Source organism: Mucilaginibacter sp. CSA2-8R (assembly GCF_038806765.1).
In the GTDB taxonomy this organism is placed as follows: Bacteria; Bacteroidota; Bacteroidia; order Sphingobacteriales; family Sphingobacteriaceae; genus Mucilaginibacter.
The window spans coordinates 4,129,434-4,153,236 of record NZ_CP152389.1 but is presented as its reverse complement, the minus strand read 5'-3'; the positions used below and the strand labels follow the sequence as shown (position 1 = coordinate 4,153,236).

Sequence of the window (23,803 nt, the reverse complement as noted above, 5' to 3'; positions counted from 1 at the left end):
TCAAAATATAAGATAATGAAAAGAAAATATATTTATGTGGGGATATTGGCAGCCGGGATTGCCACAACAGGAGTAATTGTTTCTTGTAATAAGGAGCTTGATACAGCCAATCAAAATAAACCAACCAATAATACTTATTTTAGTAGTGCCAGCGAGATCGAAGCAAGTACAAATGCTATTTATTCTGCCTGGAAAGGGTTTAACTTAGTTGCCCGCGAATGGTTCTTTCTTCATGATTTGCGCAGTGATGATGTAGCCAGTGGCGGTCCGCAACTGGAAGCCCCCCGCAGGCAAATATTACTGGGCGTTACTGACCCCTCTAACCCGGTCATGAATTCGGTATGGAATTCGCTTTACGTAGTAATTAACAGAGCTAATACTGTATTAGATTACGCACCCCGTGCAACCGATAATGCTGCTGTTGTGAACAGGTGTGTGGCCGAAGCTAAGTTTTTACGTGGCTGGGCTTACTACGAGTTGGCCAGCCAATGGGGTAGCGTGCCTATTTACACAAAAACTGCTGCATCGCCTACAGATGTACAGCCAAAATCGCCGCAAGCCGCCGTATTTGCACAAGCGGTTAAAGACTTGCAGGACGCTGCAGCTGTATTGCCCGGCAAATCGGCTACAGCTTTAGGCCGCGCTACCAAAGGGGCTGCCTATGCCATGTTAGGCAGAACATTATTGCAAACCGGAGATTATGCCGGTGCAAAAGCTGCACTTTTAAATATTCCAACCAGTGGCGCAGATGGTTACGCACTTACTGACAGGTACTTAGATAATTTTGAGGAAGAAACGGAATTTAATAAAGAGTCTATCCTCGAAGTTATATTTGTTGATAAGGGGAACAATAATTTTAACTGGGGTAGCGGTACTGGTGATGGCTCTACTGCCGAGTTAACTACTATCCGTAACCAGGAATATAACCCGGTGGCCTGGCGTAACCTTATACCCTCAGACAGAGTACTTAACGAGTACGAGAATACGCTTACCGGCGCAGCTAAAAATGATCCGCGGTATGGTTACAGCATTTACCAGTCCGGTGATACCTATAACAAGGGGCAATCTGTATTAACAGATGGCGACCAGGGCGGTGAAAGTTCGAAACTGCGTGGCAACACCGTTAAGGCCAGCTGGCGCAAGTTTATGATCATCTACAAGGAGAGTAAAGATGCAGCCGGTTTTCACCCGGGCGGTAACAATCAGCGCATCATCCGTTACGCCGAGGTGCTGTTAATGCTGGCCGAGTGTGAATTGGAAACGGGTAACCTTAGTAATGCCGTAAGTTATTTAAACCAGGTTAGGAGCAGGGCCAGTGTAGCTATGCCAAGCTATCCAACCGCTCAATATCCGGTTACTACCAAAACTGATGTAATTAAGGCTTTATTGCATGAAAAATCAGCAGAATTAGCCGGCGAAGAAATTCGTAATATTGACATATTACGTTGGAGAAAGAAAGGGTATTTTACAACTGAGCCTCTTTCATGGTATACACCGGCCAAAGAGTTTTTGCCTATTCCGCAATCTGAACTTGATAACAACCCGAAATTACAGTAATTAGGGAGTTGCATAATTTGTAAATTTAATTACAACGGGCGAAGTGCTGTGCTACAGTACTTTGCCCGTTGTAATTATACCATTTAATTTTATTTTGCATAACCAATTATCTAAGCCAAGCCTGCATGCAAAAACTTTACTTTACTTTATTAATAGTAGCTTTTTTAGGGGCATGTAAACAGCAGCACAAGCCCACTCTGTTTGAGCAAATACCTGCCTCTCAGTCGGGTATTCATTTTAAAAATCTTATTACCGAAAATGATTCTATCAACCCGCTCGATAATGCCTATGTGTACAACGGCGGCGGTGTTGGTATAGGCGATTTTAACAACGATGGCCTGCCCGATATTTATTTCACCGGCAACATGGTAGCCAATAAACTTTATATCAATAAAGGCAATTTTAAATTTGAAGATGTTACCGCCCGGGCTGGTGTGGATGGTAAGGGCCGTTGGGGAAGAGGTATAGCGGTGATAGACATTAATAACGACGGGTTACTTGACCTGTATGTATGCAATTCGTTGGTGAAAGATTCACTCAAAAGGCAAAACCTGCTGTATATAAATACAGGCGTTGACAAAAACGGCGTTCCTCAGTTTCAAGAGCAAGCCAAAGCATACGGCTTAGATATCAGGGCGCACTCTACGATGGCCAGCTTTTTTGATTATGATAACGACGGCAAATTAGATGTGTACATTACCGTGAATGAGCCCGATGCATCTTATTATGCCAATAACTTTAGGCCGGTAGTTAAAAACGGCAGTAGCCCCAGCACAGGCCGGTTGTATAAAAATGTTTGGAATGCACAACTCAAACACCCGGTTTACGAAAATGTATCGGCTAAAGCAGGTATACTGATTGAAGGGTATGGCCATGCGGCTACCGTGGTTGATATTAATCGTGACGGCTGGAAAGACATTTATGTAACCAACGATTTTTTATCGTCGAACATTCTGTACATCAATAATCAAAATGGCACCTTTACCGACAAGGCGAAGGAGTACTTTAAGCATACCTCGTTCAATGCGATGGGGCAAGATATTCAGGATATTAATAACGATGGCCTGGCCGACGTATTTGAGCTGGATATGAGTCCTGAAGATAATTACCGTAAAAAAATGATGCTGATGCCCAATAGCTATCAAACATTTCAGTTAATGGATCATTACGGCTATCAGTATCAATACGTTCGCAATACGCTTCAACTAAACCAAGGGCCAAGGGTAAACGGAAATGATTCTGTAGGCAGTCCGGCTTTTAGCGAGATTGGTTTTATGAGCGGGGTTGCCGAAACTGATTGGAGTTGGGCTCCATTAGTGACCGATTTTGACAATGATGGTTACCGCGATATTATCGTGACTAACGGTTATCCTAAAGATGTAACCGATCACGACTTTATAACTTTCAGAGAAAATCCTTACTCTACGGCTTCAAAACAAAAACTGATAGCGCAAATTCCTTCTGTAAAAATTCACAACTACGGTTTCAAAAACAAGGGCGATCTCACCTTCGCCAATGTTTCGGATGCCTGGGGCATGAATCTGCCTTCGTTTTCAAACGGGGCGGCCTACGCAGATCTGGATAACGATGGCGCTTTAGATATGATCGTGAACAACATCAATGATGAAGCGCTTATTTATAGAAATACGGCCCATGCTGCAGGCAAAAATGCATCACATTACCTGCAAATAAAATTTACCGGCGATGGTAGTAACATTAACGGGTTAGGCGCATGGGCTGATATATATTACAACAACGGTCAGCACCAGGTTTATGAAAACAACCCTTATCGCGGCTACCTGTCTTCTATACAAAATATGGCGCATTTTGGCTTGGGTAAAACTACCAAACTGGATTCGGTTGTCATTTGCTGGCCCAACAATAAAAAGCAGGTACTGCGCAATGTAAAGGCTAATCAGGTACTTAAAGTAAACATCAGGAATGCTGCCCAGGCTTATGATATGCAGCTACCACTTAAAGCGTCTTCAGCTTTATTTACCGATGTAACACATACTGCAGGTATCACCTACAAACACACTGACGAAGATTTTGTGGATTTTAATATTCAAAAGCTGTTACCGCACAAGTTTTCTGAATATAGCCCTGGTCTTGCTGTTGGCGATGTAGATGGTAATGGTTTAGATGATATTATTGTAGGCGGCAACACCACTGCACCTGCTCAAATGCTGTTACAACAGGCCAGCGGTAAGTTTATACAAAAGGGCTTATCATCAAATGATAAGACAACCGAAAAGCCATGGAAGGACGCCGGAATATTAGTGTTTGACGCCAATGCCGACGGTAAGCCCGACATATACATAGCCAGTGGAGGCTATGAGCAGGCTGCGAGTAGCACATCTTATCAAGACAGGCTATTGATTAATGACGGCAAAGGCGGCTTCACTTTAACAACAAACGCCTTGCCGGCTAATTACACCAGTAAGCTTTGCGTGCGTGCGGTTGATTTTAATAAAGATGGTAAGCTTGACCTGTTCGTATCGGGCAGGGTAGAACCATGGGCTTATCCCAAGCCTGTTTCGAGTATATTGCTGAGAAATGATAGCCAGAATGGGCTAACAAGGTTTACAGATGTTACCTCAACGGTGGCACCTGCTTTGACTAACGCAGGCTTGGTTTGCGATGCTTTGTTTACCGATTATGATAATGATAACTGGCCCGATCTTATCCTGGCCGGCGAGTGGATGCCGGTAACGTTTTTAAGAAATAATAAAGGTAAGTTCGAAAATACAACTGCATCTACAGGCATAAACAACCAGGTAGGCTGGTGGAACACCATTGCCGCTGGCGATTTCAGACATACGGGCCTTACGGATTACATTGTGGGGAATGCCGGTTTAAATTCGTTTTTTAAAGCCAGCGACCAATATCCGGTAGGCATTATTGCTAAGGATATGGACAAACGCGGCCGCCTGGATGCCTTTATGTCTTTATACTTGCCCGCGCCCGATGGTAGCAAAAAAGAATACCCGGCCAACGTGCGCGAGGATGCTGTAAAACAGCTAATCAGCTTACGTAAGCGCTTTACCAATTACAAATCATATGCCTTGGCAACTATGGATGAGTTGCTTACGCCCGAGCAAAGCAAAGACGCATTACGATTGAAAGCTAATATGCTGCAATCTGCTTATTTACGTAACAACGGTAACGGCAAATTTACCATTATACCACTACCCAAACAGGCGCAAGTATCTGTATTAAATGGGATGTCGGTTGATGATTATGATGGCGACGGTAACCTGGATGTAATTATGAATGGTAACGATTATGGCACTGATGTAGCTGTTGGCCGCTATGATGCATTTAACGGCTTAATGCTTAAAGGTGATGGTAAAGGTAGTTTTAAGCCATTATCTATTCTGCAAAGCGGTATCTATATTGCGGGTAATGGCAAAGCGCTGGTAAAATTACAGGGCAGTAATGGCAAGTACATGCTGGCCGCCAGTCAAAACAAGGATGCCTTAAAGCTATTTGCACTCAAAAAAAAGGTACAGTTAATTAAACCGCAGGCTTTAGAGTTAAGCGCAGTTATTAACTACAAAAATGGGCTAACAGCAAAGCAGGAGTTATACTACGGCTCTTCTTTCTTGTCGCAATCGGCCAGGTTTGTAAGTGCAGATAGTAACGTAGCCAGTATAACGTTTACTCAGGGCAACGGTACGTCAAGGGTTGTAAAATTAAAATAAACAGCATGGTGAAAGCTATAATCTATTTATGCTTATTGGGTCTGCTGTTTTCGTGTAAGCCCAAATTAAATGCTAATGAGCAAATGGTTCAGCGCTTAAAAGAGCAGATTGCGTTTGCCAATACTGTAGAGAATGAATATGCACCTGCTGCTGTTTTAAAACATCTGGATTCGGTGATTAACGCCCCTCATTTAAGCACCGATGTAGTGAGTCTTAAAATAAAAAAAGCCATTATCTTACTGCAATTGGGCAAAGAGCAACAAGCCGTTAATTTGATGGATAGCGTGCTGAACAAAACCTTCATTGCCGACTATCTGGTTAAACAGGCAGCAAATAAAACCTTGGCCCTGTGCTATCTGCGCTTAGGTGAGCGTACCAACTGCATCCATAATCACAGTGCCGAATCCTGTATATTTCCTATTGCAGGCAATGGCATACATACTGATAAAGCGGGGTCGGAAAAAGCAATAGAGCTGTACAAAAAACTGCTAAAAACCGACCCATATGATTATGAATCGCGCTGGCTGCTTAATATCGCTTACATGACTACCGGTGGCTATCCCGGTAAAGTGCCGGCGCAGCTATTGCTGAACATGGGCGGCGATTCAACTAAATCAAAGCCTTTTAAAGAAGTAGCCATGAACCTGGGGCTGGCCGTTAAAAAAATAAGTGGTGGAAGCATTATTGACGATTTTGATAACGATGGCTACAATGACATTGTTACCAGCAGCGCCTCGTTAGCCGAGCCTATGCACTACTTTCATAATAACAAAAACGGCAGTTTTACCGATTTAGGCAAGTCATCAGGCTTAAGTGCATTTACCGGCGGATTAAATATGATGCAAACCGATTACAATAATGATGGCTTTAAAGACATCTTTGTAGTTCGCGGCGGCTGGAAGGGCAAATTTGGTAAAGAACCAAATTCGTTGCTTAAAAATAATGGCAACGGTACTTTTACTGATGTTACCGAACAAAGCGGCTTGTTATCCTTTCATCCAACGCAAACCGCTACCTGGGCCGATTTTAATAATGACGGTTGGCTGGACGTTTTTATTGGAAATGAAAGTGCCCCGGGTAGTGAAAATGTAAGCGAACTATATATCAGCAATAAAAACGGAACCTTTACCGAGCAAGCCGCCACAGCCGGTTGCGCTGTAAATTTGTTTGTAAAAGGAGTTACATCAGGCGATTACGACAATGATGGACGCCCTGACTTGTATATCTCTACCATGAACGGAAGCAATAAGCTGTTAAAAAACCAAACGGTTAAAAATGGGCGTGCTAAGTTTACTGATGTTACGGCACAAGCAGGCTTACCTGGTGTTGGGCAAGCAACTTTTTCTACCTGGTTTTTTGATTATGATAATGACGGTAACCTTGATCTGTTAGCTTGCGGTTATGGAAATGATACACCCATAGCCGACATTGCCGGCCAGGAAGCACTTGGCAATTATCGCGGCAATAACGGCAAAGTAATATTATACCATAACAACGGGATGGGACAGTTTGAAAACGTATCGGTAAAAGTTGGGTTAACTAAAATTGCCTTTGCCATGGGCGCTAACTTTGGCGATATAGATAATGACGGTTTTCCTGATTTTTACTTGGGTACCGGCAATCCGCAATTTTCATCGCTAGTGCCTAATAAGCTTTATCGAAACAATAACGGGCAAAGTTTTACAGACATAACAGCATCTGCCCGTGTTGGCAGTTTGCAAAAGGGGCATGGTGTATCATTTGCCGATTTAGACAACGATGGTTACCAGGATATTCATGTAAGCTTGGGCGGCGCATTTATTGGAGATGCGTACCAAAATGCCTTATTCATTAACCCGGCATCGGCCCAAAATCAGTGGATTGACATAGCTTTGGTAGGAAAGGCGAGTAACCGGGCAGCTATAGGAGCAAAGCTCAAAGTAACATTTACTGCAAACGGGCAACAGCGCAGCGTATACCGCGAGGTAAATTCGGGCGGCAGCTTTGGTGCTAACCCTTTAGAGCAGCATATTGGTGTAGGCAAATCAACGCAAATAGATGCCATAGAAGTGTTTTGGCCGGTAACTGGCCAAACGCAAAGGTTTAAACAGGTAAAAACTGGCAGCCATATCAAAATTACGGAAGGTAAAACCGGCTACGTTACCTCAATTTTAAAACGTTTTAATTTTGCCGAAGCCCAGCCTCATCGCATGGATGGCATGAATATGTAACGCTGGTAATTTAAATAGTCATTTTACATTATGCATAACTTTAAAATATCAATATTGATGCTGCTTACCTGCATGGCAATCATAGCATGTAAGCACCAGGATAAATATAACATTAACGAAGCTGAGGTGATGCACCAAAATGAGGACCAGCTTACACAACTCATTATATTTGATGTGTTTTCGCCACCGGTAGCCAGCCGTATATATGCCTACGCATCATTAGCATCTTATGAGGCCATGCGTTTTAAAGATGAAAGGTATGAATCAATTGCAGCCAAACTTAAAGGCTTTGGCGCTTTGCCCCGGCCCGAAAAACATAAAGCCTATAATTATGCACTGGCTGCAACTAAAGCTTTTTTTACCGTAACCCGTAAAGTTACATTCTCGGTAGATTCATTAAAGGGGTATGAAGATAAATTGTACGCCCGGTTTAAGGGCACATTAGACGATTCAACATTTGCCCGTTCTGTAGCCTTTGGCGATACAGTGGGCAAAGCAATTTTAAAACGTGCCGCTAAAGATAATTATTTACAAACTAGGGCTAAGCCCAAGTTTATAGGCAGTACAGCCCCGGGCAAATGGCACCCTACACCACCCGACTACCTTGACGCTGTTGAGTATTGCTGGGGAACCATGAAAACTTTCGCTTTAGACTCATCTGGCCAGTTTGCATTACCGCCACCGCCGCCTTACAGTAAAAGCAAGCAGAGCGAATACTTTAAACAAAACGTGCAGCTATACGATCAAAGCAAAAAGCTTACTAAAGAGCAAATGGAGATAGCCCGCTATTGGGATGACAATCCGTTTGTGATGCAGCACACCGGGCACATGATGTTTGCTAATAAAAAAATTACACCCGGCGGCCATTGGATAGGCATTACCGCCATTGCCTGTAAGCAAGCCAAAGCAGATGCTGTTAAAACAGCTCAGGCTTATGCCTTAACTTCGGTAGCCATGTTTGATGCCTTTGTTTGCTGCTGGCAAGAAAAATTTAAGTCGGCTACCATACGCCCGGTATCTGTTATTAATGACGAGATAGACCCACAGTGGTTGCCTATGCTGCAAACACCACCATTTCCCGAATATCCAAGCGGGCACAGTACCATCACTCGTTCGGCAGCAGTAATGTTAACCAAGCTTTTTGGTGATAAATTTGCTTTTCAGGATACCAGCGATCTGCGTTATATTGGTATGCAAAGGCACTTTGATTCGTTTTTACAAGCAGCTAACGAAGCATCTATAAGCCGTTATTATGGCGGTATACACTATGTTAATAGCGTAAATGCTGGCGCTGAGCAGGGTAAAAAAGTAAGCGACTTTATTATCCAAAAGTTAAAATTGGAATAAGCCTTATACACATGAAAGGTGTTTAATAGATTGCTGTAATTTAGTTTATTATTGTATTTTTACTTTACCAATTGCAATAATCTATTATTAATCCGTTTTTCCCCCAAAGAAAATAAACTGCTGAATACTGAGCTATAGATCGGTGTTTTAAGGTAAAGTTGATTTTAGGGGTTGATGTATATGAAAAAATATCTGCTCCTGTTTTTATCAGCGGTGTTAATGTTGCCTGTTAGTATTTTGGCGCAGGGAGATCAATATCAGTTTTCGCGCCTCAATGTAGATAATGGTTTATCGCACAACCGGGTAACCTGCATTTATAAAGATACTAAAGGCTTTATGTGGTTTGGTACCAAATCGGGCTTAAACCGTTACGATGGCTATCGTTTCAAAGTTTTTAAGCATAATGTCAATGATGCCTCGTCTATAAGCGATGACTACATTATTAGTATAACTACAGGCCCCGAAAATAAACTATGGATTAAAACGCGTAATGGATTTAATATTTATAACCCACTTACCGATCGTTTTGAGCATCACATTAAAGCAGCGCTAAAACAATACCATATACCCGATTCGCTTATTGCCAGCGTAAAAAAAGATAGCCGGGGCAATTTTTGGTTTTTGCATAACAATAACGGTATTTACAAATATGTTACGGCTACCGGGCGGCTGATGCATTTGCCGCACGGGATTACAAATCCGGCGCAAGCCGGTAGAGTTTTAGGACTCGATCTTTCTTTAGACAGTAAAGGGAATGCCTGGGCAGTTTATAACGATGGTACACTTGAGCAAGTAGATCGGGTCAACCACAAAGTATTAAAGCGAATTACCGATATAAGCAAGGCTTATCCTAACGAACTGATTGACTACCAGTTATCGGTTGATAACGACGATGATTTGTGGGTATATGCACCACTGCGCTCCAATGGTGTTTTTTATGTAAACCCCAATAAAAATATATTTAAGCAGCTGGGTAAAGATGTTGGTACTCATGCGTTAAGCTCTAACATTGTTTTTAATGTAATACAGGATGATAAGGGATTGGTATGGGTAGCTACAGACCATGGCGGTGTAAACTTGGTTAACAAAAGCAATTTTAAAGTAAAGGTAGTAACCAACCGTCCGGATGATAACCGCAGCCTGAGCCAAGACTGTATTACTTCGCTCTACCGTGATAATGCCAACATTATATGGCTTGGTACTTTTAAAAAAGGCATCAATTATTATCACAAAGACATTATAAAGTTTCCTCTCTATAGCCGCAACTCTTTCGGAACCAGTGGCCTTACTTATGATGATATGAATAAGTTCATCGAAGATAAAAAAGGTAACATCTGGATAGGTAGCAACGGAGGCGGGCTCATTTATTATAACCGCACCACCGGTAAGTTTACCACGTATCTGCACAGGGAGAATGACTCTAAAAGCTTAAGTAATAACGTTATCGCAAGTTTATGTTTAGATCATGAGCAAAAGCTATGGATCGGTACCTACTTTGGTGGTCTCGATTGCTTTGACGGCAAAACATTTACCCACTACAAGCACTCGTTAACCGATACTAACAGTATTTCTGATGATAGTGTATGGGAAATAATGGAAGACTCTAAAAACCGGTTATGGATAGGGACACTTGCCGGCGGATTGGATTGTTTTGATCAAAAACGCAATCGATTGCATAGATATTTACCGGGTATGCCAAATTCTGTACCTCACCAGTATGTATCAGGGTTGCTGGAGGACGACAAGGGCAATATTCTGGTTGGCACCTACTCAGGTTTGGCTGTGCTAAATAACATTACTGGTCGTTTTACCTACTATAAGCATAACGAGTCTGACAAAAGCAGCCTTAGCAACGACAATATTTCGAATCTGATGATGGATAGCCGGAAAATGATCTGGATAGCTACTAATGAAGGATTGAGTTTATTTGACGAAAAGAAAGGTAGATTCAAGAATTTCCGTAAAACCGATGGCCTGCCCGATAATTCTGTACTTACCGTTGTTGAAGACAATGCCCATAACTTGTGGATGAGCACGCCCAACGGCATCTCCAATATGGTGTTTAAAGCAAGTAAAGGCCGTTATGCCTACGACTTTATTAACTACGATCAAACAGATGGCTTGCAGGGCAAAGAGTTTAACGAAGATGCCGGCCTTAAAACCCGTAACGGCGACATCATATTTGGAGGTGCCAACGGCTTCAATCTTTTTAATCCAGGTAGTATTAAATCAGCACATGAAAAACCGGTATTGGTTTTGACTGATTTTCAGGTTTTTAATAAGAGTGTTACTACCGGCGAGAAAATTAACGGAGAGGCCATATTACAAAGTTCCATTACCGAAACTAAAGCCATTACGTTAAAGCATAACCAAAATGTATTTTCTGTTGAGTTTGCTGCCATTAGCTTTTTTAACCCGGCAAAGATGAAACATGCTTATATGTTAGATGGGTTTGATAAAGGCTGGACTATTGCCGACAACCAAATTAGAAAAGCCAGCTATACTAACTTAGATCCCGGTTCGTACACCTTCAGGCTTAAAGTAGCTGGCGAAGATGGTATCTGGAAAAAAGAACAGCTGCAACTACACATCACCGTTTTGCCGCCAATTTGGCGCACCTCATTTGCTTACTTATTGTACGCGTTAGTGGTATGCGGAGGGTTATTGTATTTAAGGTACAGAGGGATTAAAAAGCTGAAAGCTAATTTCGCTGTACAGCAAGAAAGGCAGGAATCGCAGCGCATGCGCGAACTGGACCTGATGAAAATTAAATTCTTCACCAATGTAAGTCACGAGTTCAGAACGCCGTTATCTTTAATTTTGGCACCGGTTGGTAAACTGATCGGTCAAACCAACGAATCTGATTTGCGTAAGCAGCTACTAATGATTGACAGGAATGCCAAGCGCCTGCTTAACCTGGTTAATCAGCTGCTCGATTTCAGGAAGATGGAAGAGCACGAGTTAAAGCTCAATGCGCATCAGGCCAACATCATTAAATTTATTGAAGAAGCCGCTTATTCATTTTCAGATATTGCCGAAAATAAAAACATCACCTTAAGCTTTACTACCCAGGTTGAGCTGCTTGTTACCTCGTTTGATCAGGATAAGGTAGAGCGCATCTTGTTTAACCTTTTATCTAACGCATTCAAATTTACACCCGAGGGCGGCAAAGTAGAAGTTTACTTAAATTTTAGTGAAAGCGCTGCGTCTGAGAAGCAGTACCTTGAAATTAAGGTAATTGATAATGGCATTGGTATACCGCAGCCTAAATTGGAAAAGATTTTCGACAGGTTTTTCCAGAATGATACACCAGGATCAATCGTGAACCAGGGGAGTGGGATAGGACTGGCCCTCACACGCGAATTTGTAAGCCTGCACAACGGCACTATTAAAGCTGAAAGTTCGGTAAATGGAGGAAGTTGCTTTACCGTATTATTGCCCGTAAGCCCCGAGCATGTTTTGCATACTAAAAATGTAAATATACAGATCCAGCAAACTGCGGAACAACTGCCCGACAATGGTTTGCAAATAAAAGCATCTGCAAAAATTATTAAAGCCAACGCCAAAAAACAAACCATACTGCTGGTTGAGGATAATGATGATTTTAGGTTCTATTTAAAAGATAACCTGAAAGAACACTTCAATATATTAGAAGCAGTGAATGGTAAGGATGGCTGGCAAAAGGCACTGTCATTACATCCTAACCTTATTGTTACCGATATAAGCATGCCCGAAATGACCGGCACTGCTCTCTGTCATAAAATTAAGCAGGATAGCCGTACACAGCACATCCCGGTTATTTTGTTAACGGCTTTAACCGGCAAGGATGATGAGATTAAAGGTTTAGAAACCGGTGCTAATGATTATTTGACCAAGCCGTTCAACTTCGAGATACTTTTGTATAAAATCAAGAACTTGCTTAACCAGCAGGTAACACTTAAGAAAACCTATCAAAAGCAGGTTGATGTAAATACGGTGGGCAGCAACAACGAAGTACAGGACGAAAAATTTATGAAAGACCTGCTGGGGCTTATTGATAAACACATGGCCGACACCGAATTTTCGGTAGAAGAACTGAGCTCTAATATGGCGATGAGCCGCGTAACGCTTTACCGCAAAGTGCTGCTCATTACCGAGAAAACGCCTGTAGAGTTCATCAAATTTATCCGCCTTAAACGTAGCGCCCATTTGCTGCAAACTTCTAATTTAAATATAGCTGAGATTGCCTACCAGGTTGGCTTTAATAATCCTAAATATTATGCAAAATCGTTTAAACTGGAGTATAATATGCTGCCTACCGAATACAGGGCAGCAATGCAACAAAAGAAGCTGGAAGGCCAATCGGTAAGCTGATAGTTATCTTTAATTACAATCTGCTCAAAGTGAAATTTAAGTTGGGTTTACTTCATTTGCTTAACATATGAAATACCAATACGAAACAATTGGGTCACTTTTTGGGCATTTTCCCTGCTTAAATTAGGGCAAATTTTAGTGTTGCCAACACGCCAATTAAGCCTAACAAATGATGTACTCTACTATTACGAAATGCCTGTCGGCTTGCGCCGTCTTGTTGCTAACTTTTAACCAGAGCCGGGCACAACCCAAAGCAGAAAATGCCCTTAATCAAAAAATTGCAGGTGTTATCAAAAAGATGACGCTGGAAGAGAAAATTGAAATGTTGCACGGCAACGCATTGTTTTCTTCTGCAGGTGTTAAACGGTTAGGTATCCCCGAACTTACGTGTGATGATGGTCCGTTAGGTGTTCGTGAGGAGGTGTTACGCTTTGATTGGAAATCGGCCAACTGGACAACCGACTCAGCTACTTTTTTACCCAATGGGTCGGCTATTGCAGCCACCTGGAACCCGGCTATGGCTCGCCAGTATGGCGTAGTATTAGGCGAAGAAGCAAATGCCCGTAAAAAGATAGTGATGCTGGCCCCGGCCTTTAACATATGCCGTGTGCCGCTTAACGGGCGTACCTACGAATATTATTCTGAAGACCCATTTCTAAACGCACAATTAGCTGTGCAAGCTGTACAAGGTATACAAAGCCAGCATGTAGCAGCTTGTATAAAACATTATGCAGTAAATAACCAGGAAGTAAACCGCAATACCGTTAACGCCATAGTTGACGAGCGCGCGCTGCGCGAAATTTATTTGCCGGCCTTTAAAGCAGGTATACAGCAGGGCAATGCTTACACCATCATGTCGGCCTATAATAAGGTTAACGGCAAATGGTGCTCTGAAAATGATTGTCTGCTCAACCAGATTTTGAAAAAGGAGTGGGGCTTTAAAGGTGCCGTAATATCTGATTGGGCCGGTACGCACAACACCGTTGCTGCCGCCAACGCCGGGTTGGATATTGAAATGGGCTCAAGCGGCCCCTATGACCAATGGTACTTTGCCAAGCCACTGCTGGCTGCAGTTAAGGCCGGGAAAGTATCGCAAAAAACTATAGACGACAAGGTACGCCGCATCTTATGGGTAATGTATCATACTTCAATGAGCGCTAATCATCCGGCAGGCAGCATTAGCACGCCGGCGCATAACCGGGCAGCCTACAACATTGCGTCAGAATCTATCGTGCTTTTAAAGAACGATAAGGCCTTACTTCCCTTAAAAATGAAAAGCATCAAAAGCATTGCTGTTATTGGCGATAATGCGACGCGGACTTTTGCTTTAGGTGGCTTTGGCGCAGGTGTAAAGGCTAAATATGAAGTAACTACATTGGCAGGGTTAAAAAATAAATTAGGTAAAACAGCCGATATACGCTTTGCACAGGGCTATAAAGCCAAATGGCTGGCCAGCAAGAGCTTTGAACAAAATGCCGGTTACGATAAACCCGACCGTACTTTGATTGATGAGGCTGTTGCACTCGCCAAAACTACCGATATTGCTATAGTCTGCATTGGCTCAAACCGCGAATATGAGAGCGAAGGTAATGACCGCAAAGACCTGTCGTTACCGTTTGCCGAGCAGGAACTGGTAGATGCTGTAACCAAAGTTAACCCCAATACTATCATTGTAATAACAGCAGGAGCCCCATATGATTTAAACAAGATAAAGCAAAATAACCATACCATCGTGTGGTCGTGGTTTAACGGTTCAGAAGGTGGTAATGCGCTGGCCGATGTGTTAGCGGGCAATGTAAATCCGTCCGGTAAGCTACCTTTTACTTTTCCTGCAGAGTTAAAAGACTCACCGGCGTTTGCTTTAGACACTTACCCGGGTAAAGATGAAACCGCACCTTATAAAGAAGGCATTCTGGTAGGTTACCGCTGGTTCGATACCAAAAAGATAAACCCATTGTATTGCTTTGGTTATGGGTTGTCTTATACTAAGTTTGACTATCTCAATGTCAAAACAGATAAGAAATCGTACCGGCCCGGCCAAAACATAGCGGTATCCGTCAATATTAAAAATACAGGACAGTATGCCGGTATGGAAACGGTTCAGCTTTACATCAGCAAAAACAAGTCGGCTGTACAAAGGGCCGAAAAAGAACTAAAGGCTTTTAAAAAGATTATGATTAGGCCGGGGCAAACCGTAAACACCGTACTCAATATACCGGTAAGCGACCTGGCCTATTACGATGTAAAATCTAAAAAGTGGATTGCCGAAGCTGGTACCTACACCGTAAATGCAGGTTCTTCTTCAAGAGATATAAGGAAAGTTGCTGATCTGCAAATAATTAATTAATATAAAGGCGGCCAACTATAAATAAGCTTTCGTCATTCTTTCAGGGTATGTATCATAAACTCCATCTTAAAGCAATAGCATTACAACGTTTGTTCGTATTAATATTATTTGCTTTCGTTGTTTTAAGTGCCAGTGCTTCTGCCTCGGTGCGCAGTTTTCAGAAAGAGGCCGATGGCGTTACCTTTATATTGAACAACGGCATCATGAAGATTAAAATTTGCCGCGCAGATATTATCCAGGTTAGGTACAGTATGTTAAAAGCTTTGCCTGCTTTTAATTCATTGGTGGTTAACGGGCCTTTTAATGCACCAATAAAGTTCACCGTAGCCCAAACCGCTCAACAGGTTTTAATTAATACCGGTAAGATTATTTTGAAGGTAGACCGTGCCAGCAACGCTATTGCCTATTACACTTTGGCCGGCCAGTTAATTACCAGCGAAGATCAGGAAAACAATAAACAAATGGCTGCCCAAACCGTGGCAGGCATCAATACATACAGTTGCTCAACGCAATTTGCATCGCCGGTTAACGAGGGCTTATATGGTTTGGGTTGCCACCCTTTAGATACACTATCTATAAATTACAAAGGGCGCAATCAGGATATGGCCATAAAGTATTTAACCGGAGCTATCCCTGTATTGCTATCAACAAGGGGGTACGGTATATTGTGGGACAACTATTCTGCCTCGCAGTTTTATGGAGCAGAAGGCGGTAATACAAAGTTTAAATACGTATCGGAAAGTGGTAAGCAGGTTAACTATTATTTTTTTTACGGGCCCGATTTTGACCAGATCATCAATGCTTACCGTACAGCTACAGGCAAAGCGCCCATGTTTCCTAAGTGGTCTTTCGGATTATTTCAGTCGCAAGATCGTTATATGAGCCAGGATGAAATTATTTCGGTGAAAAATAAGTACCGCAACAGCAATATCCCGGTTGATGCAATAGTGCAGGACTGGTATTATTGGGATCCGTTGCCTATTGGCTCACACGTTATGAAGCCCGAGCGTTATCCAAACCCCAAAGCCTTAGTAGATGAGTTGCACAAAGCCAACATACACGCCATGATATCAATATGGCCTGTATTTGGGCAAGGTACACCCAATTATGATGCTCTTAAAAGAACAGGCGGTTTAACCAGCATTACCTGGGATAATGTGGTTACTCATACTTTTGATACCTATTACGATGCACATAGCCCGCAAGCCCGCAATTTATATTGGCAGCAGGCCCGCGATAGCCTGGTAAAGCGTTATGGCTGGGATGCATGGTGGGTAGACCAGTGCGAGCCCGACAATGGCGCTCTGCTCGACGAACGCCGTAAAGCTGACTTTTGGCCGGGAAAGGGCATTGATTATTTTAACACCTACTCGTTAGAGCATACTAAAGGCCTGTATAGAGGCTGGCGAAACGATATTGCTAATAAGCGGGCGTTTTTCCTGGTGCGGCAGGCTTTTGCCGGCCAGCAGCGTAATGCCACTACTTTGTGGTCGTCAGATATTACTTGTACGTTTGATGCTTTTAAAAGCCAGGTACCGCAAGGCATTAATGCCTGTGCGTCGGGCATCCCTTACTGGACGTCGGATATTGGCGGTTACCATTTGGGTTGGAAAGCGGCCAATTGGTCACTGCCCGAAAATCAGGAGCTCTTTACCCGGTGGTTTCAGTTTGGTGTATTCAGCCCGATATTTCGTATACATGGTAAGGGCGAGCGTGCGCTGTTTTCTAATAACTGGAGCGCCGAAACCAAAGCTACCTTGCTAAATTACGATAAGCTAAGGTATAGGTTACTACCTTACATTTACTCACTGGCGGGGCAGGTAACTCAAAACAATTATACCATTATGCGGGCGCTTCCATTTGATTTTCGGCAGGATGAAAAGGTGTATAGCATACCCAACGAGTATATGTTTGGTCCGGCATTTTTGGTTAACCCGGTTACTGAGCAGTTGTATACCGGCAGCAATGCCGCTACAGGTAAGCATACCCGCACTGTGTACCTGCCTGTAGCCAAAGGCTGGTACGATTTCTGGACCGGTAAGCATTATAATGGAGGTCAGCAGTTGAATGTTGATGTGCCCTTGTCTCTAATTCCGTTATATGTTCGCGCAGGCTCAATAGTGCCCATGGGGCCGGTTATGCAGTACGCTACAGAAAAGCCTGCCAACGAATTAGAGTTGCGCATTTATCCAGGCGCTAACGGTAAGTTTGAGTTTTACGAAGATGAGAACGATAACTATAATTACGAAAAAGGCCGGTACGCAAAATTCATCCTGAATTGGAACGATCAAAAACATCAGCTTACCATATCGGCTACCCAAGGAAACTTTAAGGGCATGCTTAAAAGCCGTAAATTTAATGTGGTGTTAGTTAAAGAAGGCTATGGTACAAACGTTGATGCGGGTACGCGTTTTAATACAAGCGTTACTTACACAGGTAAACCATTAGCGGTAACTGTAAATTGATTAACCAAAAAAGTCCAATCGTTTACCTCAACCAAAGGCTCAAACGTCGAGCTTTGATAAAAGAACTTATTCGTTATACCCGGTAAGCTCCAATCTGCCAACACCAAAAAAATTAACCTGTTGTTACTGGGTGCAAAGCAATGGGCTTTCGTTAATTTCAAATGGCAAAGGCATTATGCCGCTATAAACGAGCGCAATAGTTATGGCAGTGCCGGTTATAATTTAGTTTTCGCAAAAAATGCGGACCGCTTTCTAAATATCTTATGTGACTACTGCGCGCTTTCCTGTGTTTCGTTAGCTGACTAAGCATTTTTGGTTTATCGCTTAAATTGCTAAAGCAACATGCTATTGGCTATATCAATTTATATCGGTCGTTCACTTACTCGTATGATATATGTTTATGCCGTTCTTAAACAGCCGTATTCATATTATTACATCAGCCTCTTACCGGACGAAGGCATATTTGAAACGGTTTATTTTTGCTCGCTTCCGGGTCAAGTCTCCTTGTATACAGCTTCCGGCGAATATTGCAAAAACCTGCAACCGGAATAGGCTTTAATAAAACTATATTATCAAATCAGATAAACATTTATACATTTCATTTTTTATACAACCAAGTCAATAATATTTAAAAGCCACGAACACAACTCTTGATGAGCGTCTGTAGGCAGCCATTTATGACGGACGGATAATTAGCCATGTAGATCGGTGCTTTTTTTGTTATGAATATTTTATTGGTGTCAGGTCCTGGCATATCGTTGAAAGAGCCTTATAACAGCGGTATAGAATCATTTATCGTTTCGCTCGCCAATCAGTTGGTTGATGAAGGGCATGATGTAGATGTTGTTGCCCAGGAGGCAGAAGCCCATGCCAAATTCAGGCTTATCAATCCGTTTAGGGCATTTACTTCAAAAAGGAGGAATTTTTTTAAACGTTTTAATGAAAAACGTCAGTTCAAAAAATTAGCACTCAATGGCTACGACATTGTTCATTATCAGATGTTTTACCCGCATCTTTTAAGAGCCGGACTGCATTTTAACAAAACCCCGATATTAACCTTACACTCACCGGCCGACAAAAAACGGGTGTCGGCTTATCAAAGACTTTCGCGGCAAAGTGATGTTGCATTCGTAGCGATATCAGAAAGAATCAAACACGAATGGGACCGGGCGCTAAACCTGAATATTCCGCTCATCAACAACGGTATTAACATGAATCTCTGGCCGGTAAATAGTTCAGGAGATCGTGACTATCTGCTTTGGTCGGCACGGATTAATAAGCAAAAGAATGTTGCAGCTGCTATTTACCTGGCAAAGCATATGCAGTTGCCGCTAAAAATTGCAGGCAGGATTACCGATCAGCATTATTTTGAGGAAAAGGTTAAACCGCATCTCAGTAGTGATATTGAATATGTTGGGCACATTACACAGCGCGAACTGAGCAGCCTGGCAAAAAAAGCGACTGCATACCTTGCAACCGCAACCTGGCAAGAGCCGTTTGGTTTGGCCGCCTTGGAGATGTTAGCAAGTGGCGTACCCGTGGTTGGTTTTCATACGGCTGTTCCGCCGGATTGGAAGCACGAAAGCGTATTAACAGCCGCATCGCTCCAGTGGCAAGACTTAGTTGAGTTGGTTAAAAAAAGTAACGCTGTTAGTTCAGGGGTGTGCAAAGAATTTGCATCCAACATGAATATACAAAGTATGACTTTAAACTATATTAAGCTTTATGAAGAACGTTTGCTGCAAGATGGTATAGTTGAAGAAGCCGTGTTTGGATATGACCATATCTTAGATATTGCCGGCCAGCAATCGCAAACATTGAAATAGAGTTAGCCATGAAAATTGCTGTTATAGCCAAAACCAGACTACCGATAGCCGAACCCTTCCGGGGAGGCCTGGAAGCGTTTACACATGCACTATGTGATGAGTACATCCGTCTTGGCCACGATATTACTTTGTATGCCCATGCGGATAGCGACCCGGCTCTGAACGTAAAGGCATTTTACGGTAATGAGCATCGGGAAGACAAGCAATTTGAAATATATGAGAACGATGAATACCTCTCGATACTTGAAGATATAGAGCAGCGTGATTTTGATATCGTCCATAACAATTCTACGCATGAACTGCCTATACTATGGGGAGCAAAAGCTTTAGTTCCGGTGGTTACTACCATTCATACGCCGCCCATCAGCAAATTAAAAGCAGCCATCAAGATAGCTGCAGCTTCTGCAAATCTTCATTTCATTTTACCTTCAAAATCTTTTAAAGCAACCTGGCTGCCTTACCTCGATAACAATGCAACCGTCATCTATAATGGGGTTGATTTGAATAAATGGCCGCTTGTGCGCGCAAGTCGCGACTATTTGTTTTGGTTTGGCCGAATTGTGCATGCTAAAGGTCTGGACATCGTTTTAGACGCTGCCCACCATATCAATATGCCCTTAAAATTTGCCGGCCCGCTCGACGATCAAAACTATTTTGATGAGCAGATCAGTCCCCGCTTAACAGAGAGCGATACTTATCTGGGGCATTTAACGCAATATGAGATACAGTCGCATATGGCAGGGGCAGCCGCTATGGTTAATGCCGTAAGATGGGAGGAGCCGTTTGGCCTTACCAACTTAGAAGCTATGGCTTCGGGAGTGCCTTTAGCCGGATTTGACCGAGGTGCTTTTAGTGAATTAATAGATGGTAATAGCGGAGTGGTTGCCGAGCAAAAAAATGTGACGTCTCTTGTTAAAGCAATAGAAGCTGCCATGCTGCTTGACAGCAAAAATATAAGGCAACGTGCAGAAAACTTTTCTCTGACAAAGATGGCTGAGAACTACACAAACTACTTTAAAAAACTGCTATGAAGATCCTGATTGTTGCAGGGCCGTTTGTTTCGTTGCGCGAGCCTTATAATGGAGGTACGGAAGCATTTATTGTTGAGCACGCAAACGAGTTAGTACGCTTAGGGCATACCGTTGATGTGATAGCTAAAGACGCCGATGAAAAAAATCTCTTCCAAGTAATTGAGTTTGCGGAAAGCCCGCTCAGTATGAAAGATAACTCTTACCGGCCATGTACAGAAGAGCGCGGACAGCAACACTATCAGTCGTTGCAGTATGGCGCGTTTGATGTAAGCAGCTACGACGTTATTCATTATAATTCGTATATACCCGAGATATACGCCATTGGTGCGCTTTTTAAAACTCCGGGCGTGCTCACGTTGCATCTGCCGCCAACCGAACGATTTATACTGATGTATAAGTTTTTTATCAAGCATGCCCCGGTCGTTCCTATCGGTATTTCAGGGCGGATGAGCGAACAATGGGGTACATTTTTGGGTCGGGATGTGGAGGTGATATTAAACGGAATACCAATCGAAAGATGGAAACTAAACACCCGAAATGCTGAAGGGTATTTATTATGGAGCGGACGTATCGCTAAAGAAAAAAACGTAGAAGCCGCAATACAGCTGGCCAACCATTTGCAAAAACCGCTCAAGATTGTAGGTGCCATTTTTGACGAAGCATACTTTCGCGACTATGTTTTACCACAGTTAAATGAACGTATTGAGTACATCTCTCATGTTACTCAGCAACAACTAAGTAAGATAGTTGCAGGCGCTTCGGCTTTTTTGGCAACTGCTACCTGGGAGGAGCCTTTTGGCTTGAGCACGGTAGAGATGCTTGCAAGCGGTTTGCCCATTGTAGGATTTAATACCGCCATTCCTCCGGAGCTGCGCGATAAAAAAGTATCCATAGCTGTTGATTCGCATGATTGGCGAGATCTTATCGAGCCTTTAGCTATCGCTAAAAACGCCGAACCGGAGGCATGCAGAGCTTTCGCTGCTTCGTTTGATTTGGCAAAGAGTACTGCGGCTTACGTAAAGGTTTATGAACGCATAGCCAAAAAGCCTAAGAAGTAATGAAGCCGACAATATTCTATTTTGTACATGCTCACGGAAACGGACATCGGGCAACTTTCAATTTACTGTATCCGGCACTGTCTGTTTTTTTTGAGGTGATAGCAGTAACAACAAACAAAGATATTACCGGATATCTGCATCAGAAATACAATGTTAAGGTGTTGGAACTCCCTGCTAAGTATCCAGCCGGGTACGAGATACCGGAGCACACTTTTTCGAAAGCTTTTGAGGTTACACCTTATGCTATTGAGCCAGCGCAAAGAGCAAAAGCGCTGGCCGAAGCAATAGAACGTTACCAGCCGAAAGCGCTTTATTGCGATGGCGTACCTGAGCTGGCCATTATGGCCCGGGGCATGGGCGTCCCGGTTGTTTTAGTTCACCTGCCCGGAAATATTATGGACGATCCGACTCAGGTATTTGCTCACAAATTAGCAGATCATATTGTCGCACACTTTCCTGCTTCGTTAGAACAGGCAGATTACCGGTTTGCATCTAAAACTTTCTACAGCGGATACCTTTCCCAATATGCTGGATGCCATTTAAAGCGGATTGAGCGGTTAGCTCCTAAACAAGTAACCGTCCTGTTAGGCTACGATAACTATAATGCATCCGTACTTAAAAACATCACAAACGATCAAAATACGGAATTTACCATCATTGGTAATAAGCAGCATTATGATCTTAATGAAAATTGCAGACAGCTCGGCCCGGTCAAAGATATTAGTGAGGCTATTGTGGGAGAAGTAGTTATTTCGGCAGCCGGCCAAAATACAATCGCAGAACTTTTATCGCTTGGTAAACGGTTAATTCTGTTGCCAGAGCAAAGGCCGTATGACGAGCAAGCGGTACATGCCCAGGTTTTAGCTGATAAAAAGGTTGCACTGTTAGCGCACGAAACTTTTGATGCGGCACAATGGCAACTCCTGATACAAAAAGCGGGTCTGTTTACACCTTCGATCCAAAACTTGGTAAATGCGGCGTCACCAGAAGCAGTAGCACAAAAAATGAAAGAATGGTATGCCTGAATTTAGTATCGTAACCATTGTGAAGGGTAGGCGTAAACAATTAGCCAATCTTCTTCACTCCATTCAGGCATCCACAATGCACCCTCACGATATACAGGTTGTTTGTATGGACGATCTGGATGTGGTGGGTATACCTAACAGCTTAAAGGTGAGCGTCCATTTAGCTAATAACGCTCATGAATTGCCATTAGCTGCAGCGCGTAATATGGGAATGGCCGCTGCAAAAAGCGAAAATGTAATTTTTATTGATGTAGACTGTATTGTATCGCCAACCTTGTTTGCCAATATGTTGATAGCCTTGCAAGCGCAAACTATTATAGCAGCTTATCCTTTATATCTGCCATTGCTACCGAACACCGGTAATTATGATGAGCTAAAAGCTCAGGCGGTGGCACACCCTGCACGAGAACATATACCACCCGGTGAGCCGGTTCAACACCTGCAATTTTGGTCTTTGATATTTGCTGTCCAAAAGCAAACCTTTGAAAAAATTGGCGGCTTCGACCAATCCTTTATAGGCTATGGAGCAGAAGACACAGATTTCGCCATGATGTTTCATCGGGCGGGTATTGAGCTTAGGTTTGTTCGAGATTATGTATTGCACCAATACCACGATAAATATGATCCGCCGTTAAATCATTTTGATTCGATTATTAAAAATGCTACGCGATATAAGGAAAAATGGGGTGTTTTGCCTATGCAGCGCTGGTTAAAAGCCTTTGAAGACATGGGCTTAATCAAAATCAATCCGGCAGATGGCATAACCATTGATCAAGAACCTACGGATAACCAGATCAAAGATTGTGTTTCGCAGCATCCGTATTAACCAATTTATAAGTGATTTTTACCCAATGGCATTACTAAAGTCATAACCTCTAAA

Annotated in this window: 12 protein-coding genes; all 12 read left to right on the top strand. The window is 42.8% G+C overall.

Going from position 1 to position 23,803, the window contains the following annotated elements:
- The first annotated feature begins 15 nt into the window (after positions 1 to 15).
- The 12 genes from AAGR14_RS17620 (at position 16) to AAGR14_RS17565 (ending at position 23,749) form a co-directional block, all read left to right on the top strand.
- On the top strand, positions 16 to 1,557 hold the full coding sequence (locus tag AAGR14_RS17620) for a RagB/SusD family nutrient uptake outer membrane protein (RefSeq protein ID WP_342645557.1): 1,542 nt from the start codon (positions 16 to 18) through the stop codon (positions 1,555 to 1,557).
- Between the two features lie 125 nt (positions 1,558 to 1,682).
- Complete coding sequence (locus tag AAGR14_RS17615; protein WP_342645556.1) at positions 1,683 to 5,261, top strand: VCBS repeat-containing protein; 3,579 nt, start codon at positions 1,683 to 1,685, stop codon at positions 5,259 to 5,261.
- A gap of 5 nt (positions 5,262 to 5,266) precedes the next feature.
- Entirely contained in the window at positions 5,267 to 7,471 is a 2,205-nt protein-coding gene (locus tag AAGR14_RS17610; protein ID WP_342645555.1) for a CRTAC1 family protein, read from the top strand.
- Between the two features lie 72 nt (positions 7,472 to 7,543).
- Entirely contained in the window at positions 7,544 to 8,818 is a 1,275-nt protein-coding gene (locus tag AAGR14_RS17605) for a vanadium-dependent haloperoxidase (RefSeq protein WP_342645554.1), read from the top strand.
- 180 nt (positions 8,819 to 8,998) lie between these two features.
- Positions 8,999 to 13,171 carry a two-component regulator propeller domain-containing protein gene (locus AAGR14_RS17600; protein WP_342645553.1) on the top strand — a complete coding sequence of 1,391 codons (4,173 nt, stop codon included), beginning with the start codon at positions 8,999 to 9,001 and terminating at the stop codon, positions 13,169 to 13,171.
- A 169-nt stretch (positions 13,172 to 13,340) separates the two neighbouring features.
- Positions 13,341 to 15,518, top strand: coding sequence for a glycoside hydrolase family 3 C-terminal domain-containing protein (locus AAGR14_RS17595; RefSeq protein WP_342645552.1), 2,178 nt, complete (start codon positions 13,341 to 13,343; stop codon positions 15,516 to 15,518).
- Positions 15,519 to 15,565: 47 nt separating this feature from the next.
- Positions 15,566 to 17,983 (top strand): TIM-barrel domain-containing protein, encoded by a 2,418-nt coding sequence (locus AAGR14_RS17590; RefSeq protein WP_342645551.1) that lies wholly within the window; start codon positions 15,566 to 15,568, stop codon positions 17,981 to 17,983.
- A 722-nt stretch (positions 17,984 to 18,705) separates the two neighbouring features.
- A complete protein-coding gene (locus AAGR14_RS17585) occupies positions 18,706 to 19,809 on the top strand; it encodes a glycosyltransferase (protein WP_342645550.1) in 1,104 nt (367 codons plus the stop codon).
- 8 nt (positions 19,810 to 19,817) lie between these two features.
- Complete coding sequence (locus AAGR14_RS17580) at positions 19,818 to 20,840, top strand: glycosyltransferase (RefSeq protein WP_342645549.1); 1,023 nt, start codon at positions 19,818 to 19,820, stop codon at positions 20,838 to 20,840.
- Positions 20,837 to 21,898 (top strand): glycosyltransferase, encoded by a 1,062-nt coding sequence (locus AAGR14_RS17575; RefSeq protein WP_342645548.1) that lies wholly within the window; start codon positions 20,837 to 20,839, stop codon positions 21,896 to 21,898. Before AAGR14_RS17580 ends, AAGR14_RS17575 begins: the two co-directional genes overlap by 4 nt.
- Positions 21,898 to 22,923: a glycosyltransferase gene (locus AAGR14_RS17570; RefSeq protein WP_342645547.1), complete on the top strand. Its 1,026-nt coding sequence runs from the start codon at positions 21,898 to 21,900 to the stop codon at positions 22,921 to 22,923. The genes AAGR14_RS17575 and AAGR14_RS17570 overlap by 1 nt, the downstream gene beginning before the upstream one ends.
- On the top strand, positions 22,916 to 23,749 hold the full coding sequence (locus AAGR14_RS17565) for a galactosyltransferase-related protein (protein ID WP_342645546.1): 834 nt from the start codon (positions 22,916 to 22,918) through the stop codon (positions 23,747 to 23,749). The genes AAGR14_RS17570 and AAGR14_RS17565 overlap by 8 nt, the downstream gene beginning before the upstream one ends.
- Positions 23,750 to 23,803: the final 54 nt, after the last annotated feature.

Bases quoted from the DNA above. Each gene is read 5' to 3' on its own strand.
- AAGR14_RS17620 (WP_342645557.1), top strand. From the start codon at position 16: ATGAAAAGAAAATATATTTATGTGGGGATATTGGCAGCCGGGATTGCC.
- AAGR14_RS17615 (WP_342645556.1), top strand. From the start codon at position 1,683: ATGCAAAAACTTTACTTTACTTTATTAATAGTAGCTTTTTTAGGGGCA.
- AAGR14_RS17610 (WP_342645555.1), top strand. From the start codon at position 5,267: ATGGTGAAAGCTATAATCTATTTATGCTTATTGGGTCTGCTGTTTTCG.
- AAGR14_RS17605 (WP_342645554.1), top strand. From the start codon at position 7,544: ATGGCAATCATAGCATGTAAGCACCAGGATAAATATAACATTAACGAA.
- AAGR14_RS17600 (WP_342645553.1), top strand. From the start codon at position 8,999: ATGAAAAAATATCTGCTCCTGTTTTTATCAGCGGTGTTAATGTTGCCT.
- AAGR14_RS17595 (WP_342645552.1), top strand. From the start codon at position 13,341: ATGATGTACTCTACTATTACGAAATGCCTGTCGGCTTGCGCCGTCTTG.
- AAGR14_RS17590 (WP_342645551.1), top strand. From the start codon at position 15,566: ATGTATCATAAACTCCATCTTAAAGCAATAGCATTACAACGTTTGTTC.
- AAGR14_RS17585 (WP_342645550.1), top strand. From the start codon at position 18,706: ATGAATATTTTATTGGTGTCAGGTCCTGGCATATCGTTGAAAGAGCCT.
- AAGR14_RS17580 (WP_342645549.1), top strand. From the start codon at position 19,818: ATGAAAATTGCTGTTATAGCCAAAACCAGACTACCGATAGCCGAACCC.
- AAGR14_RS17575 (WP_342645548.1), top strand. From the start codon at position 20,837: ATGAAGATCCTGATTGTTGCAGGGCCGTTTGTTTCGTTGCGCGAGCCT.
- AAGR14_RS17570 (WP_342645547.1), top strand. From the start codon at position 21,898: ATGAAGCCGACAATATTCTATTTTGTACATGCTCACGGAAACGGACAT.
- AAGR14_RS17565 (WP_342645546.1), top strand. From the start codon at position 22,916: ATGCCTGAATTTAGTATCGTAACCATTGTGAAGGGTAGGCGTAAACAA.